This window comes from Pseudomonas sp. 1912-s, assembly GCF_029269205.1.
Taxonomy (GTDB): Bacteria; Pseudomonadota; Gammaproteobacteria; order Pseudomonadales; family Pseudomonadaceae; genus Aquipseudomonas.
Window position 1 is genome coordinate 225293 of record NZ_JARIXR010000007.1, and the last position, 20955, is coordinate 246247.

At 60.0% G+C, this 20955-nt stretch carries 21 protein-coding genes and 4 tRNA genes; 6 read left to right on the forward strand and 19 right to left on the reverse strand.

Features of this window, described 5'->3' with window-relative positions:
- Positions 1-26: 26 nt before the first annotated feature.
- The gene (locus P3C29_RS11820; protein ID WP_010174986.1) at positions 27-200 is read left to right on the forward strand and encodes a DUF3094 family protein; all 174 of its coding nucleotides are present in this window, start codon (positions 27-29) and stop codon (positions 198-200) included.
- Positions 201-260: 60 nt separating this feature from the next.
- Positions 261-1559: an NAD(P)/FAD-dependent oxidoreductase gene (locus tag P3C29_RS11825; protein WP_169386331.1), complete on the forward strand. Its 1299-nt coding sequence runs from the start codon at positions 261-263 to the stop codon at positions 1557-1559.
- A 192-nt stretch (positions 1560-1751) separates the two neighbouring features.
- Here P3C29_RS11825 and P3C29_RS11830 read toward each other — a convergent pair.
- From P3C29_RS11830 to rluD, 7 genes are all read right to left on the reverse strand, one after another.
- Positions 1752-1828: transfer RNA gene (locus P3C29_RS11830), tRNA-Pro, on the reverse strand.
- A gap of 94 nt (positions 1829-1922) precedes the next feature.
- A tRNA-Lys gene (locus P3C29_RS11835) sits at positions 1923-1998 on the reverse strand.
- Positions 1999-2003: 5 nt separating this feature from the next.
- Positions 2004-2080, reverse strand: a tRNA-Pro gene (locus tag P3C29_RS11840).
- 9 nt (positions 2081-2089) lie between these two features.
- Positions 2090-2165: transfer RNA gene (locus P3C29_RS11845), tRNA-Asn, on the reverse strand.
- A gap of 301 nt (positions 2166-2466) precedes the next feature.
- The gene (gene clpB, locus P3C29_RS11850; protein WP_169386332.1) at positions 2467-5031 is read right to left on the reverse strand and encodes an ATP-dependent chaperone ClpB; all 2565 of its coding nucleotides are present in this window, start codon (positions 5029-5031) and stop codon (positions 2467-2469) included.
- Positions 5032-5182: 151 nt separating this feature from the next.
- Positions 5183-5908 (reverse strand): peptidoglycan editing factor PgeF, encoded by a 726-nt coding sequence (gene pgeF, locus P3C29_RS11855; RefSeq protein ID WP_201125400.1) that lies wholly within the window; start codon positions 5906-5908, stop codon positions 5183-5185.
- Entirely contained in the window at positions 5905-6867 is a 963-nt protein-coding gene (rluD, locus tag P3C29_RS11860; RefSeq protein WP_003215899.1) for a 23S rRNA pseudouridine(1911/1915/1917) synthase RluD, read from the reverse strand. The genes pgeF and rluD overlap by 4 nt, the downstream gene beginning before the upstream one ends.
- Before the next feature lie 149 nt (positions 6868-7016).
- Here rluD and P3C29_RS11865 point away from each other — a divergent pair, with 149 nt between their 5' ends.
- Positions 7017-8042, forward strand: a complete 1026-nt coding sequence (locus P3C29_RS11865; protein WP_008432851.1) for an outer membrane protein assembly factor BamD — start codon at positions 7017-7019, stop codon at positions 8040-8042.
- Positions 8043-8168: 126 nt separating this feature from the next.
- Positions 8169-8402 carry a PP0621 family protein gene (locus tag P3C29_RS11870; protein ID WP_010174976.1) on the forward strand — a complete coding sequence of 78 codons (234 nt, stop codon included), beginning with the start codon at positions 8169-8171 and terminating at the stop codon, positions 8400-8402.
- On the opposite strand, the gene thiO is transcribed toward P3C29_RS11870, so the two are convergent.
- The 5 genes from thiO to pilV form a co-directional block, all read right to left on the reverse strand.
- Positions 8389-9498: a glycine oxidase ThiO gene (gene thiO, locus P3C29_RS11875; protein WP_201125401.1), complete on the reverse strand. Its 1110-nt coding sequence runs from the start codon at positions 9496-9498 to the stop codon at positions 8389-8391. The two genes, P3C29_RS11870 and thiO, sit on opposite strands and share 14 nt — an antisense overlap.
- A gap of 62 nt (positions 9499-9560) precedes the next feature.
- Positions 9561-9962, reverse strand: coding sequence for a type IV pilin protein (locus P3C29_RS11880; protein WP_201126239.1), 402 nt, complete (start codon positions 9960-9962; stop codon positions 9561-9563).
- Positions 9963-9974: 12 nt separating this feature from the next.
- Entirely contained in the window at positions 9975-10502 is a 528-nt protein-coding gene (locus P3C29_RS11885; protein ID WP_010174970.1) for a PilX N-terminal domain-containing pilus assembly protein, read from the reverse strand.
- A 7-nt stretch (positions 10503-10509) separates the two neighbouring features.
- Entirely contained in the window at positions 10510-11217 is a 708-nt protein-coding gene (locus tag P3C29_RS11890; RefSeq protein WP_201125402.1) for a prepilin-type N-terminal cleavage/methylation domain-containing protein, read from the reverse strand.
- Positions 11214-11690: a type IV pilus modification protein PilV gene (gene pilV, locus P3C29_RS11895; protein WP_275964592.1), complete on the reverse strand. Its 477-nt coding sequence runs from the start codon at positions 11688-11690 to the stop codon at positions 11214-11216. Before pilV ends, P3C29_RS11890 begins: the two co-directional genes overlap by 4 nt.
- A 219-nt stretch (positions 11691-11909) precedes the next feature.
- Here pilV and P3C29_RS11900 point away from each other — a divergent pair, with 219 nt between their 5' ends.
- Positions 11910-12491, forward strand: coding sequence for a GspH/FimT family pseudopilin (locus P3C29_RS11900; protein WP_169386339.1), 582 nt, complete (start codon positions 11910-11912; stop codon positions 12489-12491).
- On the opposite strand, the gene ispH is transcribed toward P3C29_RS11900, so the two are convergent.
- The 6 genes from ispH to murJ all read right to left on the reverse strand — a co-directional run bounded on the left by ispH (position 12445) and on the right by murJ (position 19852).
- Positions 12445-13392 (reverse strand): 4-hydroxy-3-methylbut-2-enyl diphosphate reductase, encoded by a 948-nt coding sequence (gene ispH / locus P3C29_RS11905; RefSeq protein ID WP_275964593.1) that lies wholly within the window; start codon positions 13390-13392, stop codon positions 12445-12447. The two genes, P3C29_RS11900 and ispH, sit on opposite strands and share 47 nt — an antisense overlap.
- Positions 13393-13464: 72 nt before the next feature.
- Positions 13465-13902 carry an FKBP-type peptidyl-prolyl cis-trans isomerase gene (gene fkpB, locus P3C29_RS11910; protein WP_003215879.1) on the reverse strand — a complete coding sequence of 146 codons (438 nt, stop codon included), beginning with the start codon at positions 13900-13902 and terminating at the stop codon, positions 13465-13467.
- Positions 13903-13909: 7 nt separating this feature from the next.
- Positions 13910-14419: a signal peptidase II gene (gene lspA / locus P3C29_RS11915; RefSeq protein ID WP_010174962.1), complete on the reverse strand. Its 510-nt coding sequence runs from the start codon at positions 14417-14419 to the stop codon at positions 13910-13912.
- Positions 14412-17243: an isoleucine--tRNA ligase gene (gene ileS, locus P3C29_RS11920; RefSeq protein ID WP_010174961.1), complete on the reverse strand. Its 2832-nt coding sequence runs from the start codon at positions 17241-17243 to the stop codon at positions 14412-14414. Before ileS ends, lspA begins: the two co-directional genes overlap by 8 nt.
- A 13-nt stretch (positions 17244-17256) precedes the next feature.
- Positions 17257-18195, reverse strand: a complete 939-nt coding sequence (gene ribF, locus P3C29_RS11925) for a bifunctional riboflavin kinase/FAD synthetase (protein ID WP_076014011.1) — start codon at positions 18193-18195, stop codon at positions 17257-17259.
- Between the two features lie 118 nt (positions 18196-18313).
- On the reverse strand, positions 18314-19852 hold the full coding sequence (murJ, locus tag P3C29_RS11930; protein ID WP_201125405.1) for a murein biosynthesis integral membrane protein MurJ: 1539 nt from the start codon (positions 19850-19852) through the stop codon (positions 18314-18316).
- A 254-nt stretch (positions 19853-20106) separates the two neighbouring features.
- Between murJ and rpsT the strand changes: the two genes are divergently transcribed.
- Entirely contained in the window at positions 20107-20385 is a 279-nt protein-coding gene (rpsT, locus tag P3C29_RS11935) for a 30S ribosomal protein S20 (RefSeq protein WP_003215870.1), read from the forward strand.
- 100 nt (positions 20386-20485) lie between these two features.
- Here rpsT and P3C29_RS11940 read toward each other — a convergent pair whose 3' ends face one another.
- A complete protein-coding gene (locus tag P3C29_RS11940; RefSeq protein WP_008432835.1) occupies positions 20486-20950 on the reverse strand; it encodes a CreA family protein in 465 nt (154 codons plus the stop codon).
- Positions 20951-20955 lie beyond the last annotated feature (5 nt).

A 20955-nucleotide genomic window follows, 5' to 3' on the forward strand; every position in this document is an offset into this window, starting at 1 on the left:
AGCAACGTCTACCTGACGAGGCCTTTATGACCAGCCGCCTGAACCCCGACGACCAACAGCATGTCGAAGAGTACCTGCAACTGTCCCAGAACCAAGTCGAGCGCAAGCCTTTCCGGCCCTGGCTGCTCCTTGCCGTGGTGCTGGTTGCAGTGATCGGCCTGGGTTTGCTGAGCCGCCTTTTGAGTTACCTGACGCTATGAGCTGCCTTGCGCTCGCTCGGGTAACCGCACCGATTTCTTTTAGCCTTGCGAGATATCCCCATGACCCATCGTATTATTATCGTCGGCGGCGGCGCCGGCGGCCTGGAGTTGGCTACCCGCCTGGGTAAGACTCTGGGCAAGCGCGGCACCGCCAGCATCACGCTGGTGGACGCCAACCTGACCCATATCTGGAAACCCTTGCTCCACGAAGTGGCGGCCGGTTCGCTGAACTCTTCGGAAGACGAACTCAACTATGTTGCCCAGGCCAAATGGAACCACTTCGAGTTCCAGCTGGGGCGCATGAGCGGGCTCGATCGTGAGCAGAAAAAAATCCAGCTGGCCGCCACCCTCGACGAAGAAGGCCGAGAACTGGTGCCTGCACGCGTGCTGGGCTATGACAGCCTGGTGATCGCGGTCGGCAGCACCACCAATGACTTCGGCACCGAGGGCGCGGCGCAGCACTGCCTGTTCCTCGACACCCGCAAACAGGCCGAGCGTTTCCACCAGCAATTGCTCAACCACTATCTGCGGGCCCATGCCGGGCAGACGGATGTGGTGGAGCAGATCAGCGTCGCCATCGTCGGCGCTGGCGCCACCGGGGTCGAGTTGGCCGCCGAGCTGCATAACGCTGCCCATGAACTGGCGGCCTACGGCCTGGACAAGATCAAGCCGGAAAACATGCACATCACCCTGATAGAAGCCGGTCCACGGGTGTTGCCCGCCCTGCCGGAGCGAATTGGCGGGCCTGTGCATAAAACCCTGGAGAAACTCGGGGTGACTGTACTGACCAACTCCGCCGTGAGCGAGGTGACTGCCGACGCCCTGATCACCAGCAGCGGCCAGGTCATTCCGGCCAGCCTCAAGGTCTGGGCTGCCGGGATTCGTGCGCCAGGGTTCCTCAAGGACATCGATGGCCTGGAAACCAACCGTATCAACCAGCTGCAAGTGCTGCCGACCCTGCAAACCACCCGCGACGAGAATATCTTCGCCTTTGGCGATTGCGCAGCCTGCCCACAAGCCGGCACCGACCGCAATGTGCCACCGCGGGCCCAGGCGGCTCACCAGCAGGCATCGTTGCTGGCCAAGTCGCTGAAACTGCGGATTGAGGGCAAGGACCTGCCGTCGTACAAGTACACCGACTACGGCTCGCTGATCTCGCTTTCGCGTTTTTCGGCTGTGGGTAACTTGATGGGCAACCTGACCGGCAGCGTGATGCTGGAAGGCTGGCTGGCACGGATGTTTTATGTGTCGCTGTACCGCATGCACCAGATGGCGCTGTATGGCTTCTTCCGCACGGCGATGCTGATGCTGGGAAGCAAGATTGGACGCGGGACCGAGCCGCGCCTGAAACTGCACTGACAGCACGTTCCGGGATAGGACTCGGTCAGTGTGGGAGCGGGCTTGCTCGCGAAAGCGGTGGTTCAGTGCCAGATGTACTGACTGACACACCGCTTTCGCGAGCAAGCCCGCTCCCACATTTGTTTTGTGGTGCGGCCGGGATTGCGCGGGCAAAAAAAATCCCCGTATCTTTCGATACGAGGATTTTTAATATGGTCGGGGTAAGGGGATTCGAACTCCTGACATCCTGCTCCCAAAGCAGGCGCGCTACCGGACTGCGCTATACCCCGGTAAAAAAAAGGCGACCTCTCAGTCGCCTTCTTCGATCAGCGCTTTTGGCCTCTGATCTTAAGATTCGATTCCAGCGTTAACTGGTCTCAAAAATGGTGGGTCGTGTGGGATTCGAACCTACGACCAATTGGTTAAAAGCCAACTGCTCTACCAACTGAGCTAACGACCCAAATATGGTCGGGGTAAGGGGATTCGAACTCCTGACATCCTGCTCCCAAAGCAGGCGCGCTACCGGACTGCGCTATACCCCGGTTTGAAATTGGCTCCGTGACCAGGACTCGAACCTGGGACCCAATGATTAACAGTCATTTGCTCTACCGACTGAGCTATCACGGAACTACATATTTCAAAGTGTTACGTTGTTGCTTGTTACCTTCTCTTCGACGCTTCCGTATCGCTACGTTAGTGCCTCTGAGGCGCGCTATTCTACAATCTTAAAAACCTCTGTCAACCCTTTAAATTGCTTTTAAGACAAGGATTTGCGCTTCTTTCTGATTTCTCCTTGGGGAGAAGAAACCGTTGGGCTGACGTTGCTGCGGGGCAGCACTTTACAAGCCTTTGCCTTACAGTTCAACGCCCTATCGAAAAAAAAGGCCCCGCAATGCGGGGCCTCTTGTTACAGCGCTACAGCCTGAACTCAGTGGAAGACGATTTCGTCGTTCTCCACCGTCGCCTCGACGCTGGTGCCCGGCATAAAGCTGCCCGACAGGATCAGCTGTGCCAGCGGGTTCTCGATCCAGCGCTGGATAGCACGCTTCAACGGCCGTGCGCCATACACCGGGTCGTAACCGACGGCGATCAGCTTGTCCAACGCCTCGCGACTCAGCTCCAGAGACAACTCGCGCTCCGCCAGGCGGCTGCGCAGGCGGCCCAACTGGATCTCGGTGATGCCCGCGATCTGATCCCGCGCCAAAGGCTCGAAGATCACCACTTCATCGACCCGGTTGATGAACTCCGGCCGGAAGTGGCTGGTCAGCGCGTCCATCACGGCTGCACGCTGGGCTTCACGATCACCCACCAGTTCCTGGATCTGTACCGAGCCCAGGTTGGAGGTCATCACGATCACCGTATTACGGAAATCCACGGTACGCCCGTGGCTGTCCGTCAGCCGGCCATCTTCCAACACTTGCAGCAACACGTTGAACACATCCGGGTGGGCCTTCTCGACCTCGTCCAGGAGGATCACCGAGTAAGGCTTGCGCCGTACCGCTTCGGTCAGGTAACCGCCCTCCTCGTACCCGACATAGCCTGGTGGCGCCCCGATCAGGCGAGCCACGGAATGTTTCTCCATGAACTCGGACATATCGATCCGCACCATGGCCTCTTCGGTATCAAAGAGGAACTCGGCCAAGGCCTTGCACAGTTCAGTCTTACCCACGCCGGTCGGGCCGAGGAACATGAACGAGCCGCTCGGACGGTTCGGGTCGGACAACCCGGCCCGGGAACGCCGTACCGCATTCGACACCGCAACCACCGCCTCTTCCTGGCCGATGACGCGCTGGTGCAACAGGCTTTCCATTTTCAGCAGCTTGTCGCGCTCGCCTTCGAGCATTTTCGACACAGGGATACCGGTCCACTTCGAGACGACTTCGGCGATTTCTTCCTCGGTCACCTTGCTGCGCAGCAACTGGTTCTCAGGCTTGCCGTGCTGGTCGACCATCTGCAGGCTGCGCTCCAGGTCCGGGATCACCCCGTACTGCAACTCGGCCATGCGGTTCAGGTCGCCTTTACGGCGGGCTGCTTCCAGTTCCTGACGGGACTGCTCAATCTTTTGCTGGATCTGTGCAGAACCCTGTACTTCAGCTTTTTCCGAGGTCCAGATTTCTTCGAGGTCCGAATACTCGCGCTCCAGACGAACAATTTCTTCCTGGAGTTTTTCCAGGCGTTTCTTCGCCGGCTCGTCCTCTTCTTTCTTCAGGGCCTGGGACTCAACCTTCAGTTGAATCAGGCGCCGATCCAGACGGTCCAGCACTTCGGGTTTCGAATCGATCTCCATCCGAATGCGGCTGGCAGCCTCGTCGATCAAGTCGATGGCCTTGTCCGGCAACTGACGGTCAGTAATGTAGCGATGGCTCAGTTTCGCCGCCGCAATGATCGCCCCGTCGGTGATCGCCACTTTATGGTGGACCTCATACCGCTCTTTCAGGCCACGCAGGATCGCGATGGTGTCTTCTTCGCTCGGTTCTTCCACCAGTACTTTCTGGAAGCGGCGCTCAAGGGCCGCATCTTTCTCGATGTACTGGCGATATTCGTTCAGTGTGGTCGCACCGACGCAATGCAACTCGCCTCGGGCCAGTGCCGGCTTGAGCATGTTGCCCGCGTCCATCGAGCCTTCGCCTTTGCCGGCGCCGACCATGGTGTGCAGTTCGTCGATAAACAGAATGATCTGCCCTTCCTGCTTCGACAGTTCGTTCAGCAGGGATTTCAGGCGCTCTTCGAACTCGCCACGGAACTTGGCACCGGCAATCAGCGACCCCATGTCCAGGGACAGCAGGCGCTTGCCTTTAAGACCATCCGGCACTTCACCATTAATGATGCGCTGGGCCAGGCCTTCGGCAATCGCGGTTTTACCCACGCCAGGTTCGCCGATCAGCACCGGGTTGTTCTTGGTGCGACGCTGCAGGACCTGGATGGTGCGACGAATTTCATCGTCACGGCCGATCACCGGATCGAGCTTGCCTTCTTCGGCGCGCTTGGTCAGGTCGACGGTGTATTTGTCCAGGGCCTGGCGAGACTCCTCGTGGTTAGGGTCATTGACCGCCTCGCCACCGCGCAGGTTGTTGATGGCATTTTCCAGGGCTTTCTTGCTCACGCCCTGGCCTAGCAACAGTTTGCCGAGTTTGCTGTTGTCGTCCATCGCGGCGAGCAACACCACTTCACTGGAGATGAACTGGTCACCCTTCTGCTGGGCCAGACGGTCGGCCTGGTTCAACAGGCGCGCCAGGTCCTGGGACATGTTCACGTCGCCAGTCGGATTTTGGATTTTCGGCAGTTGGTCGAGCTCTTTGCTCAACTCTTTGCGCAGGCTGTTAACGTCAAAGCCCACCTGCATCAGCAAGGGTTTGATGGAACCGCCTTGCTGCTCCAGAAGCGCTTGCATCAAGTGCGCAGGCTCGATGGCCGGATGGTCCAGGCCAACCGCCAGAGATTGGGCGTCAGATAAAGCCAACTGCAATTTGCTGGTTAAACGATCAATACGCATTAGTCACCTTCCTTTTGAGCAGGCCGGAGCTATGAACAAACACATCCTGAATGAAGAAACCTGCCAGATACCCTTATAGATGGGGTGGATTCTGGAAGATTCAAGCGGGCTATTGCTGACTTGCGTCAGGATTGACCCAAGTCAAGGGAGTCTAGCGTTCAAGCCAGATAAGGGAGGCAAACCGCCCCGTGCGCGGGCTGCGGCGGTAGGAATAGAAGCGGGAATCGGTCACGGTGCACAAGCCGCCACCGTAGACAGCAGTAACGCCACGGACTGCGAGACGCAGGCGGGCCAACTGATAAATGTCAGCCATGAACTTGCCCGGATTCTGACTGGGGACGAAAGCCGCAATCGTTTCCGGAAGTTGCTGCATAAAGGCTTCACGCACTTCCGGACCGACTTCAAAGGCTTGCGGGCCAATCGCCGGGCCCAGCCAGACCAGTACGTCGGCAGGCTCGGTATCCAGGCTTTCAACGGTCGCTTCCAATACGCCAGCGGCCAGGCCACGCCAACCGGCATGAGCTGCGGCGACGCGGGTGCCGGCGCGATTGCAAAACAAGGCAGGCAGGCAATCTGCCGTCATTGATGTGCAGGCGATGCCAGGAGTGCTGGTCCAACTGCCATCTGCTTCGGCAGTCCGGCCAGGGTCCGCCTCAACCACAACGACACCATGAACCTGTCGCAACCAGGCCGGCTGAATATTGAAGGCTTCGGTAAGGCGACGGCGATTTTCAAGGACGGCGTCGAGACTGTCCTCGACATGATCGCCAAGGTTGAGGCTGTCGAACGGCGCCACACTAACGCCGCCCGCACGGGTGGTAACACAGGCTTTCACCCCGGCCGGCGCGGGCCAGTCAGGAATCAGCCAGTCACTCATCCGATAAACGCCTCGCGATCCTGCTTGAGCAGCGACAACAACCAGACAAAATCGTCTGGAAGTGGCGATTCCCAGCTCATCCGCTTACCGCTCGTCGGATGATCCAGCTCCAGGAAGCGGGCGTGCAGCGCCTGGCGCGGGAAGGTCTTCAGCGAATCAACCATGGTTGCACTGGCCGCAGGCGGAATACGGAAGCGGCCACCGTAGGCCGGATCTCCGACCAACGGGAAGTTGATGTGCGCCATGTGCACCCGAATCTGGTGGGTACGACCGGTTTCCAGCTTCACCCGCACGTGGGTGTGGGAGCGGAAACGCTCAAGCACACGGTAGTGGCTGACGGCCTGCTTGCCGCCTTCCATCACCGCCATGCGCTGGCGCTGCTGGCCGTGGCGACCGATCGGGGCATTGATTTTGCCTCCCGCCGTTACCACGCCGATCACGATGCACTCGTAGATCCGGCTGACGCTGCGGCTCTGCAGTTGTGTGACCAGCTGCGTCTGCGCCTGAATGGTCTTGGCCACCACCATAAGGCCGGTGGTGTCCTTGTCCAGACGGTGCACGATGCCGCAGCGCGGGACATTGATGATGTCCGGCACGTGGTGCAGCAACGCATTGAGCAGGGTGCCATCAGCGTGCCCGGCGGCCGGGTGAACCACGAGGCCTGCGGGTTTATTGATCACCAGGATGTCGTCGTCTTCGTAGACGATGTCCAGTTCAATGTCCTGGGCGATCCATTCTCCCTGGGCTTCCTGCTCGGCAGTCAGCTCAAGAATCGCACCACCATGGACTATGTCTCGCGGGCGGATAACCGCTCCATCCACAGTCAGGCGGCCGTCTTTGATCCAGGCGGAAAGGCGCGAGCGCGAGTGCTCAGCGAATAATTGTGCGGCGACTTGATCGAGGCGTTGGCCGCCCAATTCGGACGGCACCTCTGCGCGAAGTTCAATTTTATCGGACATGCTCAGACTAGGCGTGGCACAGCCTTTGGTTTCGGCTGCGCGCTTGTGGTTAAATACGGCGTCTTTTGCCCCGAGGCTTTCCAAGGGGCGCTCATCATAACAGGACGGCCCCGCCCAAGACAGCGGCCGTCATAGGGACGCAAGCCGCCATGCAAGTGAAACACCTGCTGCTGATCGCCATCCTCGCCATGACTGCTGCTTGCTCGTCAACAAAGGAAGTCGTCGACGAAAACCTGAGCGAGGTCGAGCTGTACCAACAAGCTCAGACCGACCTGAACAACCACAGCTACACCAGCGCCACGGCAAAGCTGAAGGCACTGGAGTCGCGGTATCCGTTCGGGCGCTACGCCGACCAGGCCCAGCTCGAGCTGATCTACGCCAACTACAAGAACGCCGAGCCGGAAGCTGCCAAGTCCGCCGCCGAGCGTTTTATCCGCCTGCACCCGCAACACCCGAACGTGGACTACGCCTACTACCTCAAGGGCCTGACCTCGTTTGACCAGGACGTTGGCCTGCTGGCGCGCTTCCTGCCGCTGGACATGACCAAGCGTGACCCGGGCGCTGCCCGCGACTCCTACAACGAGTTCGCCCAGCTGACCAGCCGCTACCCCAACAGCCGCTACGCGCCTGACGCCAAGCAGCGCATGATCTACCTGCGCAACCTGCTGGCTTCCTACGAGATCCACGTAGCCCACTACTACCTGACCCGTCAGGCGTATGTCGCTGCCGCGAACCGTGGCCGCTATGTAGTGGAAAACTTCCAGGAAACCCCGTCCGTGGGTGACGGCCTGGCCGTGATGACCGAGGCTTACCAGCGCCTGCACCTGGACGCCCTGGCCGCTACCAGCCTGGAAACCCTGAAACTCAACTACCCGGACCACCCAAGCCTGAAGGACGGCCAGTTCGTACCGCAGGTAGCCGAAGCGGACAACCGCTCGTGGTTGAGCAAATACACCCTGGGCCTGATCGAGTCCCGTCCACCGCTGCCGCCGGGCGAAACCCGCGCCAACCAGGACATCATCAAGCAATACCAGGACGCCAAGGATTCGATTCCATCGGACCTCAAGCCTCGTGACGAAAACGGCGACATTATCGAAGAGCAAGGGCCTCAAGCCCTGGGCAACAACGAAGACCGCTCGTGGTTCAGCTACATGACTTTCGGTATCTTTGACTGATTGTTCGCTGCGATGCAAAAAGGGAGACCCTCGGGTCTCCCTTTTTTTGCCTGCAATTTAATTCCGCTGTGCGCCTGTCACGTCCTTGGCTAAACTGCCGAATTCCTTGTCGAGAAGCTGCCCACCATGGTTCGTCTACTGTTCTGGATTGCCGTTATTGCTGCCGCGGTATGGTTTTGGCGCAAATTCAAGAGCCCGGCCGCCAAACAGCAGCGGCCCAGCGAACCCGGCACGATCCAGATGGTGCGTTGCGCCCACTGCGGTCTTCACCTGCCACAGGACCGAGCCTTGAGCCTGCGCCAGGAATGGTATTGCACCCAGGCGCATCTGGAGCAAGGGCCGAAGGCTATCCAGCGCTGATTCGGCCTGCCGGCGCGTACGGTGTCGGATCAATGATCGGCTGACGCTCCAGCAATAAATCGGCGAACAACTGGCAGGACGCCGGCGCCAGCACCAGGCCATTGCGGTAATGCCCGCAGTTGAGCCACAGCCCTTCAAACCCGGGCACCTTGCCAATATAGGGAATGCCTTCCGGCGAGCCGGGCCGCAAGCCGGCCCAATGTCCCACCACTTGAGCATCGGCCAGGGCCGGGATCAACTCGACGGCAGAGGCCTTCAGGCTTTCCAGCGCGGAATCGGTGGGGGTCTTGTCGAAGCCTTCATGCTCCAGCGTGCTGCCGATCAGAATGTGCCCGTCGCGCCGGGGAATCGCATAACGACCCTTGGCCAGGACCATGCACGACAAAAAGTCCGATGCGCATTTGTACAGGATCATCTGGCCCTTGACCGGCTCCACCGGCAACGCCAACCCCAGGCTGCCCAGTAACTCACCGCTCCAGGCCCCGGCGGCGAGCACTACCTGATCACCACGGATCGGCCCAAGCGCCGTGTTCACGCCAACAATCTTCCCGCCTTCCTGAATAAACCCATCAACCGCGCACTGCTCGTGAATCGTCACGCCAGGCAGGGCCAACAAGGCCGCCTTGAGGGATTTGACCAACCGCGGATTACGCACATTGGCCACATCCGCCATATAGATCGCCTGGGAAAACCCGGCGCCCAACACCGGCACAGCATCATGGGCAGCTGAAACATCCACCTTGCTCAACGGACGGCCTTCGCGGGCGGCCCAGGCAAGCGCCTCGGCTTCATCGTCCAGATCCAACCAATACAGGCCCGTGGTGTGAACTTCCGGATCAACGCCAGTCGCGGCAAACAGACGCTCCGCAAGTTGCGGGTAAAAGTCCTGGGACCAATGCGCCAGGGCAGTTACCGCCGGGCTGTAGCGCCACGGGTACAGTGGGGAAACAATGCCGCCGCCTGCCCACGAAGACTCCTGCCCGACCGCCGAACGATCCAGCAGCACCACCGCCTGCCCCTGGGTCGCCAGGTTGAACGCCGTCAACAACCCGATTACCCCACCACCCACAACCACTACTTGCTGTTGCTTAGCCATTGTTCGATCCAGCCGATAAAAAGAAAAAGGCACGCCCGGCGCCCAATCGTCCAGCTTCCTCATCATTGCCCCCAGCACGCCTTGCGGCTCATATCAGGCGCGGCTCCCGGATTGCTTCGCGCACCGGTACTGCTCAGGCTGAAGGCGGCACAGGGATCACCCGCCATCACCGAGTCAATCGCCGGCGTGGCAAGCAGAACGAAATCCTGAGGGTTCAATGCAGGGGTGATTCTATAGCGATCGTTGCCGGCGATGACGCCGGTCGCATCAATAAAAGTGCCGTTCCTCGCGTAATAGCGCTCAAGGAGCTGGGCCTGTTCAGTCAGCAACCCGGCAATTTCCGCACGATAGACCTTTTTCATATGGCTGGCATACCCGGGATAGGCAACCCCGGCCAGGAGGCCGATGATCGCCACGGCGATCAATAATTCGATCAGGGTGAAGCCTGTGCAATCCTTGCTCATCATGCTGTTCACCTATTGAAGTTGCCGCCACATGATTCTTCGAAAACGCTCATCGGGGCCGCTGCCGACGCGCGCATACACAGATTCCAGGACCGATCGCGAGTGACCACTGACACCCACCGACGTCACGCGATAGAGAGTGGCCTGAATGTCTGCCGGGAGATGGGCCAAGCCCGTCCCCGGCCCCAGGTTTTGAATACCGTAGATGCCATCCTTCATCCCGATCCAAGTGACCGTCGACACGGGGTTCGTACCGGGCCCCGCGACCGAAACCGACTCGGCAGGTGGCGCGCACGCGGCAATCGAGCGACAAGGGTGCAGGGCAAACCCGGGCGCCTGCACCACAGACTCGCCAAGCCTGAGGCCGCTTTCGGCCAGTTGAAACGACTGGTTGCGCTGGCGAACACCGCCGGTCATTTTTTCTTGCGAGATTGCCCCCTCCATCGAAGACAACCCCAGCAGCGCCAACAGCAGCAGAAAGACCAGGCTGATCAGCAACACCATGCCTGCCTGCCTTGAACGGGAGAAGTCATAAACCATGAGCCCGCTACTCCAGACGATTACGCAGCGCTGCTACAACGCTATAGGTCTGGTCTTTCACCAACCCCGCCGGATCCTGAAGGGTCAGTAAAATCCGCACGCTACGTATCAGCGACTCATCGCCGGGGTTGGGGTCATATCGGGTGACAACCGCTGAGCCCGCCTTCCCGGCCACCCCGAAACTGATATCGAACGCCCTCACGTTATCCACAAGCACCGCCTTGCTCGGGGCCGCCAGCGTGCTGAACTTCAATTGCCCGCCCTCGAAGGTGTACGTCAGCCTGCGCAGTGGAAAGCGGATCTGCCCAGGCGCGGGTGCCGGCGCGCTCCCCGCATAGGCTTGGGCAAAAGCGGTACAGTCGGAGAGCACTGTCCAATCGGGCTTGCTGCCGCCCTCTCCGACGTCAGCGGTCACCAGCGTCAGAGACCGGGAGCTGCCGGTGGTACTCCATCCGATGGGCCGATCGAAACCTGCAGGCACGTTGCTGATCGAGGCCGTGGACAGGCAACCGAACATGCCCGCCTGGCGTATCTCCTGAATCAGCTTGCCGAGGACGAACCGTGCATCATCCTGCAGCAGCGAAGCTGCACGCTGACTGGCATGAGTGATTCGGGAGCTGAGCGCAATCTGCGTCACCCCCAGGATCAGCACCAGGCCGAGGGCGAATGCCAGCAGCATCTCCACCAGGCTGAAACCGCGATCAGGGCCTCTCATGGCCGCGCCCTCGGGTCGACGGCAACCCGACTGGTCAGGGTAAATGTTTCCCGGGCCCCTTGAGCCTTCGCGCCACGGGAGTCGTCCCAACTGATACTGATCGTCACCTCGCGCTGATTGACCACCACCGAACCCTTGGCGCTCTCCCCGGCAAATCCTGCGATGTTCGCTTCGAAATCGTGCAGATCCAGATCACGGACACTCGCGACCGAAGTACTCGCAGGCGCGCGCTCGCTCTGTGCCCACGAATAATCGGCGCCGGAGTTGGCACGGATCCGGTCAAGCATGTCGTACGCAATGAAACTGGCCTGACTGGTCATCCTGGAACTGTCGGTGTATTTCAACGAATTGAGCTGAATCACCGCCGCCCCCAGCAGGCCAATGGCCAGGATCAGTACAGACACCAAAACCTCGATCAGGGTCATCCCGACTTGGGTCGGTCGAGGGTGAAATATTGCAGGGCACGTATTCATTACCGTCGCCATCCATGTCGAAGGTCGTCAAAAAAGCAGCGGGAAATCCGCAGTGCGACGCAAGACTAGCGCCGGTCTTGTCCAAGCGCTGCACCCCGGAACAAAGCGAAATACTTTGGACTACATGGCCACCATTCGACGCCCCGACCCGGAGGCTATAACTATGTCTGCCATCCGGCACCGACTGAAAAGCACACCGCGTCCACGGAGGGACGGCACATGAAACAACGAGGTTTCTCGCTGATCGAGCTGATACTGGGCCTGTTCCTGAGCGGCATCCTGGCCAATCTGGCAGTGCCGAGCCTCAAGGGGCTGCTTGAGTCGCAACGACGCCAGGGCGCCGCCGAATCCCTCGCCAGCGGGGTGCGTTATGCGCGCACGGAAGCCATCGCACGCAATCGCACGGTGGTCATCCATGCATTGGACGATGACTGGAGCCGGGGATGGAGGGTGATACTGGACCTGAACGGTCGCGGCCATCTGGACGACGACAACCCGGTGCTGCTGGAGCGCCAGGACAGTGGGCAGATACCGATTGTGGGGAATACCCCGGTGAGAACCCAGATACGCTTCAGCGGCCTGGGTGAACCGCTGCTGTCAGCAGGGGCGTTCAGTGCTGGCACGGTTCACGTGTGTGCCACGGACCAGCAATTGAGCCTGTATCAGATAGTGCTGGCAGCCAGCGGGCGCATCAGCCTGCGCAGTAACAAGACCGAGCAGGCGTTGTGCCGAGGCTATGCCGGCACCCTGGGACTCAGAGCAGCGAACGAACCCGCAGCTCCTTGGGCATGGAGAAAGTGATGCTCTCTTCACGACCAGCCAGCTCATCGGCACCGGTTGCGCCCCAGGCCTGCAATTGTTGAATCACGCCACGCACCAGCACTTCCGGGGCCGAGGCACCCGCAGTGATACCAATGCGCTCGACACCGTCGAACCAGCTGCGCTGCATGTCTTCGGCACCATCAATCAGGTAGGCCGGAGTGGCCATACGCTCAGCCAGTTCACGCAAGCGATTGGAGTTGGAACTGTTCGGACTGCCCACCACCAATACTACGTCGCATTCGTCAGCCAATTGCTTGACCGCATCCTGGCGGTTTTGCGTGGCGTAGCAGATGTCATCCTTGCGTGGCCCGCCGATGGCCGGGAAACGCGAGCGCAAGGCATCGATGACGCGGCTTGTGTCATCCATGGACAAGGTGGTCTGGGTGACGAAGGCCAGCTTTTCAGGGTTGTGCACCTGCAAGGCGGCGACGTCTTTTTCATCCTCTACCAGGTAGATCGCGCCGCCATTGCTGGCGTCGTACTGGCCCATGGTGCCTTCGACTTCCGGGTGACCGGCGTGGCCGATCAGGATGCATTCACGACCATCACGGCTGTAGCGCGCAACTTCGATGTGCACCTTGGTCACCAGCGGGCAGGTAGCGTCGAACACTTTCAGGCCACGGCCTGCAGCTTCAGTACGCACCGCCTGGGAAACACCGTGGGCGCTGAAGATGACGATAACGTCGTCCGGCACCTGGTCCAGTTCTTCAACGAAGATGGCGCCGCGACTGCGCAGGTCTTCGACCACGAATTTGTTGTGGACGACTTCATGACGCACATAAATCGGCGGCCCGAAGACTTCCAGGGCGCGGTTGACGATTTCAATCGCCCGGTCCACGCCGGCGCAGAAGCCACGGGGGTTGGCGAGTTTGATTTGCATGCTGTGCCTCGTGTCTTGCAACGCAAGAAATTGGAACATTGCGGCGCCGTTTACCAGCGCCGGCTTCGTCAGTCAGAGCGCTTTAACGTCGATGATTTCAACATCAAAGGTCAAGGTTTTCCCGGCCAACGGGTGGTTGAAGTCGATGGTCACTTGCGCGTCATCAAAGGCTTTCACCACACCTGGCAGCTCGGTATTCGCCGCATCATTGAAGATCACCAGCAAGCCTTCCGACAGCTCCATGTCCTGGAACTGCGAACGCGGGATGATCTGCACGTTTTGCGGGTTGGGCTGGCCAAAGGCGTTTTCCGGCAGGATCTGCAGGTTGCGCTTGTCGCCGGCCTTGAAACCGAACAGGGCCGCTTCGAAGCCCGGCAGCAGGTTGCCGTCACCGACCTTGAAGGTCGCCGGGGCCTTGTCGAACGTGCTGTCGACCGTGTCGCCATTCTCCAGGCGCAATGCGAAATGCAAGGTGACTTCCGTGTTCTGGCCGATGCGTTGCTCAGCCAATACCTGTTCAGTCATGAACGGTCTCTCCGGTTTTCTTACTTTTGAACATATCCAACGCCAGCATGATTGCACCGACGGTGATGGCGCTGTCAGCAAAGTTGAACGCCGGGAAGTACCAGCGGTTCTGCCAATGCACCAGAATGAAGTCGATCACATGGCCCAGGGCGATGCGGTCGTACAGGTTGCCCAATGCGCCACCCAGCACCAGCGCCAACGCGACGGCAAGCCAGGTGTCATCGCGCCCCAGGCGCTTGAGCCAGACCACCAGCACCGCACTGACCACCACGGCGATCAAGGCAAACAGCCAGCGCTGCCAGCCGGAGCTGTCAGCCAGGAAGCTGAACGCAGCGCCGGTGTTGTAGGCCAGGGTCCAGCTGAAGTAGTCGGGAATCACCACGATCTGCTGGTACATCTGCAAGGCGCCTTCGAAATGAGCCTTGCTGAGCTGGTCAATGACCAGCACCAGCACGCTCAGTACGAGCAAGCCCAGGCGTCCAAAACGACTGGCTTTAGGCATAGTGACGAACCTCGCCAGCACCAGAGATGTTGTCGACGCAGCGACCGCAGATTTCCGGGTGCTCCGGGTTCACACCGACATCTTCACGGCAGTGCCAGCAACGGGCGCACTTGGCGAAGGACGACTTGACCACTTTGAGCTTGAGGCCCGGGACTTCAGTCGCAACGGCATCCGCAGGGGCTTGAGCAAACGGCGCCAGGCTGGCGGTGGACGTGATCAAGACAAAGCGCAGTTCGTTGCTCAGCTTGGCCAGGTCGGCGGTCAGGCCTTCCTCGGCAAACAGCGTGACTTCGGCCTGCAAGTTGCCGCCAACGGCCTTCGCCGCGCGCTGCACTTCCAGCTCCTTGTTCACCGCAACCTTGACCGCCATCACGCCTTCCCAGTACTCGCGGCCCAGCTCGAAGTCGGCCGGCAGTTCGGTCAGGCCTTCGTACCAGGTGTTGAGCATCACGGACTCGTTACGCTCGCCCGGCAGGTATTCCCACAGCTCGTCGGCGGTGAAGGCCAGGATCGGCGCGATCCAGCGCACCAGCGCTTCAGAGATATGGTACAGCGCGGTCTGCGCCGAACGGCGGGCCTTGCTGTTGGCACCGGTGGTGTACTGGCGGTCCTTGATGATGTCGAGGTAGAAACCACCCAACTCCTGCACGCAGAAATTGTGGATCTTCGAGTAGACGTTCCAGAAGCGGTATTCGCCGTAGTGCTCTTGCAACTCGCGCTGCAGCAACAGGGTACGGTCCACGGCCCAACGGTCCAGGGCGAGCATGTCCTCGGCCGGCAGGATGTCGGTGGCCGGGTTGAAACCGGTCAGGTTCGACAACATGAAGCGTGCGGTGTTACGGATCCGGCGGTAGGCATCGGCGCTGCGCTGCAGGATCTGCTCGGACACGGCCATCTCGCCCGAATAATCGGTAGAGGCCACCCACAGGCGCATGATGTCGGCGCCCAGGGTGTCGTTGACCTTTTGCGGCGCGATCACGTTGCCCAAAGACTTGGACATCTTGCGACCGTTCTCGTCGACGGTAAAACCATGGGTCAGCAACTCGCGGTACGGGGCGTGATCGTCGATCGCACAACCGGTCAGCAACGAGGAGTGGAACCAGCCACGGTGTTGGTCGGAGCCTTCCAGGTACAGATCGGCGCGCGGGCCGGTCTCGTGACCCATAGGGTGCGAGCCACGCAATACGTGCCAGTGGGTGGTACCCGAGTCGAACCACACGTCGAGGGTGTCGCTGATCTTGTCGTACAGCGGCGCTTCGTCGCCCAACAGCTCGGCGGCATCCAGCTTGAACCAGGCTTCGATACCCTCTTGCTCAACGCGCTGGGCAACCACTTCCATCAGCTCGACGGTACGTGGGTGCAGCTCGCCGCTTTCCTTGTTCAGGAAGAACGGGATCGGCACGCCCCAGTTGCGCTGGCGGGAGATGCACCAGTCCGGACGGTTGGCGATCATCGAGTGCAGGCGCGCCTGACCCCAGGCCGGGACGAACTTGGTGTCTTCGATCGCCTTGATCGCACGCTTGCGCAGGGTTTCGCCGCTGGTCGGCTCTTTGTCCATGCCGATAAACCACTGCGCGGTGGCGCGGTAGATCAGAGGGGTCTTGTGGCGCCAGCAGTGCATGTAGCTGTGGGTGATGGTTTCGGTGTGCAGCAGCGCACCGACTTCAGCCAGCTTGTCGACGATCGCAGGGTTCGCCTTGAAGATGAACTGGCCACCGAAGAATTCCAGGGACGGCGCATACACGCCGTTGCTTTGCACTGGATTGATGATGTCGTCGTTGACCAGTCCGTACTGCTTGCAGATCACGAAGTCGTCTACGCCATAGGCAGGCGAGCAGTGAACCACACCGGTGCCGGCGCCCAGTTCAACATACTCGGCCAGGTAGATTGGCGACAGACGGTCGTAGAACGGGTGACGGAAGTTGATCAGCTCCAGCGCGGAGCCGGTAGTGGTCGCGATCACCGAGCCCTGCAGGTTGTAGCGGGTCAGGCACGACTCAACCAGCTCTTCAGCCAGCACCAGCAGCTTGTCACCGACGTCTACCAGGGCGTAGGTGAATTCCGGGTGCACGTTCAGCGCCTGGTTGGCCGGGATGGTCCACGGGGTGGTGGTCCAGATCACGATGGAGGCAGGCTTTGCCAGGCTCGCCAGGCCGAACGCTTCGGCCAGCTTGGCCTCGTCGGCGATCGGGAAGGCCACGTCGATGGTCGAGGACTTTTTGTCTTCGTATTCCACTTCTGCTTCGGCCAGGGCCGAGCCGCAGTCGAAACACCAGTTCACGGGCTTGAGGCCCTTGAACACGAAACCGCCCTTGACGATTTCGGCCAAGGCACGGATTTCACCGGCCTCGTTCTTGAAGTCCATGGTCTTGTACGGGTTGGCCCAGTCGCCCAACACACCCAGACGGATGAATTCGGACTTCTGCCCTTCGATCTGCTCGGTAGCGTAGGCACGGCACAGTTCGCGGGTTTTATCCGCGCCCAGGTTCTTGCCGTAGGTCACTTCGACTTTGTGTTCGATCGGCAGGCCGTGGCAGTCCCAACCCGGAACATAAGGCGCGTCAAAACCCGAAAGGGTTTTCGAGCGGACGATCATGTCCTTGAGAATCTTGTTCAGCGCATGACCGATGTGAATCGTGCCGTTGGCATAAGGAGGGCCGTCGTGCAGGACGAATTTCGGACGATCCTTGCCAATCTCGCGCAACTTTCCGTACAGGCCAATACTGTCCCAGCGCTGCAGGATCTGCGGTTCGCGCTGTGGCAGGCCGGCCTTCATTGGGAAGGCGGTGTCCGGAAGGTTTAGCGTGGCTTTATAGTCGGTCATTTAAGGCTCTTCATTAGCGATGGGCGCTAGGTGCGGCTAGTGCACGGGCGGCGGCGACATCCGCATTGATCGCCGTTTTCAACGCCTCCAGGGAGGCGAAACGCTGCTCTTCACGCAGCTTTTGGTGGAAAGCCACCGTCAAACGCCGGTCATACAGATCACCGGCAAAATCCAAAAGGTGAACTTCCAGGTGGGCTTTGCCATCACCTGCAACCGTGGGCCTGACGCCTATGTTGGCGACTCCGGGCCACGATTGGCCGTCGATGTCGACACTCACCAGGTAAACCCCGGTCAGCGGCACACGACGGCGCTTGAGTTGCACGTTGGCGGTTGGCGTGCCCAGTTGGCGCGCCAGCTTCTGGCCGTGCAGGACCCGCCCGGCAATCCGGAACGGGCGACCGAGCAAACGCTCGGCCAAGGCGAAGTCGGCAGCGGCCAGGGCGTTACGCACCTGGGTACTGCTCACGCGCAGGCCGTCCAGTTCGACGGTTTGCGCGGCTTCGACGGTAAAACCCTGGGTGACGCCGGCCTGCTGCAGGAAATCGAAATCCCCTACCCGGTCGCAACCGAAACGGAAGTCGTCGCCGACCTCCAGGTGCTGCACGCCCAGGCCGTCCACCAGGATACGGTCGACGAACTCGGCGGCACTGAGGCTGCGCAAGCGCTGGTTGAAAGCCAGGCAGAGGACACGGTCCACGCCCTCTTCCGCCAGCAGTTGCAGCTTGTCCCGCAGGCGGGCCAGACGTGCCGGCGCCGTTTCCGGGGTAAAGAATTCGCGGGGCTGTGGTTCAAAAATCACCACACAGCTGGGCACGCCCAACTCAACCGCACGCTCACGCAGGCGGGCCAGGATAGCCTGGTGGCCACGGTGAACACCGTCAAAGTTGCCAATAGTGGCGACGCAGCCCCGATGCTGGGGGCGCAGGTTGTGGAGACCTCGAACCAGCTGCATAACGCGCTTCTTGCTCATAAAGTGGTCGATTATAACCACACCCGGCCCCGGACGACAGGCAACAGCGCAGGCCATTTGTGCGAATCGATAAAACAACCGCTTTATCGACGAAAAGTCTCTAGCTCAGCGACTTGCGATTGAAATCCCGCAAGCGGAAGCCCATCAGCAGCAACATGCCGAAGTACACCGCTACGCCAGCCACCACCAACACACCGAGGCGCATGAAGCGCTCCAGCATATGGCCCTGATCCCAGGCGGGCATGAAGTGCATAAGGCCCAGCAGCACCGCCGCCATCGCGCCCACGGCCACCACCAGCTTGAGCGCAAACGAGCCCCAGCCTGCCTGCGGCTGGAACATTTTCTGTTTGCGCAGCTGATAAAACAGCAGCCCGGCATTGATGCAGGCACCCACACTGATCGCCAGCGCCAGCCCGGCATGTTTCAACGGGCCAATGAACGCCAGGTTGAGCAGTTGCGTCACGACAAGGGTGAAGATCGCGATTTTTACCGGGGTGCGGATGTTTTGTTGAGCATAAAAGCCAGGGGCCAGCACTTTGATCACGATGATGCCCAACAGCCCGACGGAGTAGGCAATCAGCGCACGCTGGGTCATCGAGGCGTCAAACGCGGTGAACTGGCCGTACTGGAACAGCGCAACCGTCAGCGGCTCGGCGAGCAACCCCAAGGCCACGGCGCACGGCAGCACCAGCACGAAGCACAAGCGCAGGCCCCAATCGAGGATCCGCGAATACTCGTGACGGTCCTTGCTGGCGTAGGTACGGGACAACGTTGGCAGCAGGATGGTGCCGAGCGCCACACCCAGCACACCGGACGGCAACTCCATCAGACGGTCGGCGTAGTACATCCACGACACCGAGCCCGAGACCAGCAACGAGGCGAAGGCGGTGTTGATGATCAGTGAGATCTGGCTGACGGAAACCCCGAGGATTGCCGGCAGCATATTGCGCATCACCCGCCAGACGCCGGTGTCCTTGAGGTTCAGGCGCGGCAGCACCAGCATGCCGATCTTCTTCAGGTGCGGCAGCTGATACAGCAGTTGTGCCAGGCCACCGGCCAGGACCGCCCAGCCCAGAGCCATCACGGGCGGATCGAAGTACGGCGTCAGGAACAGCGCAAAAACAATCATGCTGACGTTAAGCAGGGTTGGCACGAACGCCGGCACCGAGAAGCGGTTCCAGGTATTGAGGATCGCCCCGGCCAGGGACGACAGGGAAATCAGCAATATATAAGGAAAGGTCACCCGCAACAGGTCAGTGGTCAGGGCGAATTTTTCCGGCGTATTGGCAAATCCGGGGGCCGTGGCCCAGATCACCCAGGGCGCGGCGAGCATGCCCGCGATCGTCACCAGCGTCAGCACCAGCGTCAGCAAACCCGAAACATAAGCAATAAAGGTGCGGGTCGCCTCCTCGCCTTGCTGGGCCTTGTATTCCGCCAGAATCGGCACGAAGGCCTGGGAAAAAGCCCCTTCGGCGAAGATCCGCCGCAGCAGGTTGGGCAGTTTAAAGGCAATAAAGAAGGCATCCGTGGCCATGCTGGCGCCAAAAATACGTGCCAGCAGCGTGTCACGCACAAACCCCAGAACCCGGGAAATCATGGTGATAGAGCTGACGGCGGCCAACGATTTGAGCAGGTTCATTGAAAGAGTTTTTGCCTATAGATAAAGAGCAGGCGAACAAACGGCCCACATATGCGATACTCCGCGCCTGCAACAAGCACAGAGCCAAAGCTCGCGAGTTTACAGGTCAAGCGCCGGAAATAAATCACCCGCCTCTTAAGATCGACCACTCAGCAGTTCGCATCACACGCCCTTGACAAGACTTCAACTCATCGGCATGATTCGCGGCCTATTTTGTTTGCTATTTCCTAAAAAGTCTTTCGAGGAGCTCGACGGTGGCCAACACACCTTCCGCCAAAAAACGTGCAAAACAGGCTGAGAAGCGTCGCAGCCACAACGCCAGCCTGCGTTCCATGGTTCGTACCTACATCAAGAATGTAGTTAAAGCCATTGACGCAAAAGACGCTGAAAAAGCTCAAGCTGCTTACGTTCTGGCCGTGCCAGTTATCGACCGTATGGCCGATAAAGGCATCATCCACAAGAACAAAGCTGCTCGCCATAAAGGTCGTCTGAATGGCCACATCAAGGCTCTGAACCTTGCTGCTGCAGCCTAAGCGATAAGCTTGTTAAAAAACCGACCCCAGGGTCGGTTTTTTATTGCCTGTAATTTGGGCAAGCCAAAAAAAGAGCCGGCATGCCGGCTCTTCTAGAGATTTACTGCGCCGTCGGCCACGGCAGGATCGGAATCGCCGTCACCGCATTCTGCGGGCTGCCTTCGATCAAGCGGTCGCTGTAGACCAGATACACCAGGGTATTGCGCTTCTTGTCGAGGAAACGCACCACCTGCATGGTCTTGAACACCAGGGACGTGCGTTCCTTGAACACCTCATCCCCATCCTTCAGCTCGCCCTTGAAGCGAATCGCGCCCACCTGACGACAAGCAATCGACGCCTCGGCACGATCTTCCGCCAGGCCCAGGCCACCCTTCACCCCGCCAGTCTTGGCGCGAGACAGGTAGCAGGTCACGCCATCCACCTTCGGATCATCAAAAGCCTCGACCACGATCCGGTCATTGGGACCGACGAACTTGAACACCGTCGACACCTGGCCAATCTCTTCGGCCGACGCCAGCAGCGGCATCGCCAACAGCAAACCGAGCAATCCCTTCATTACGCGCATCGAGA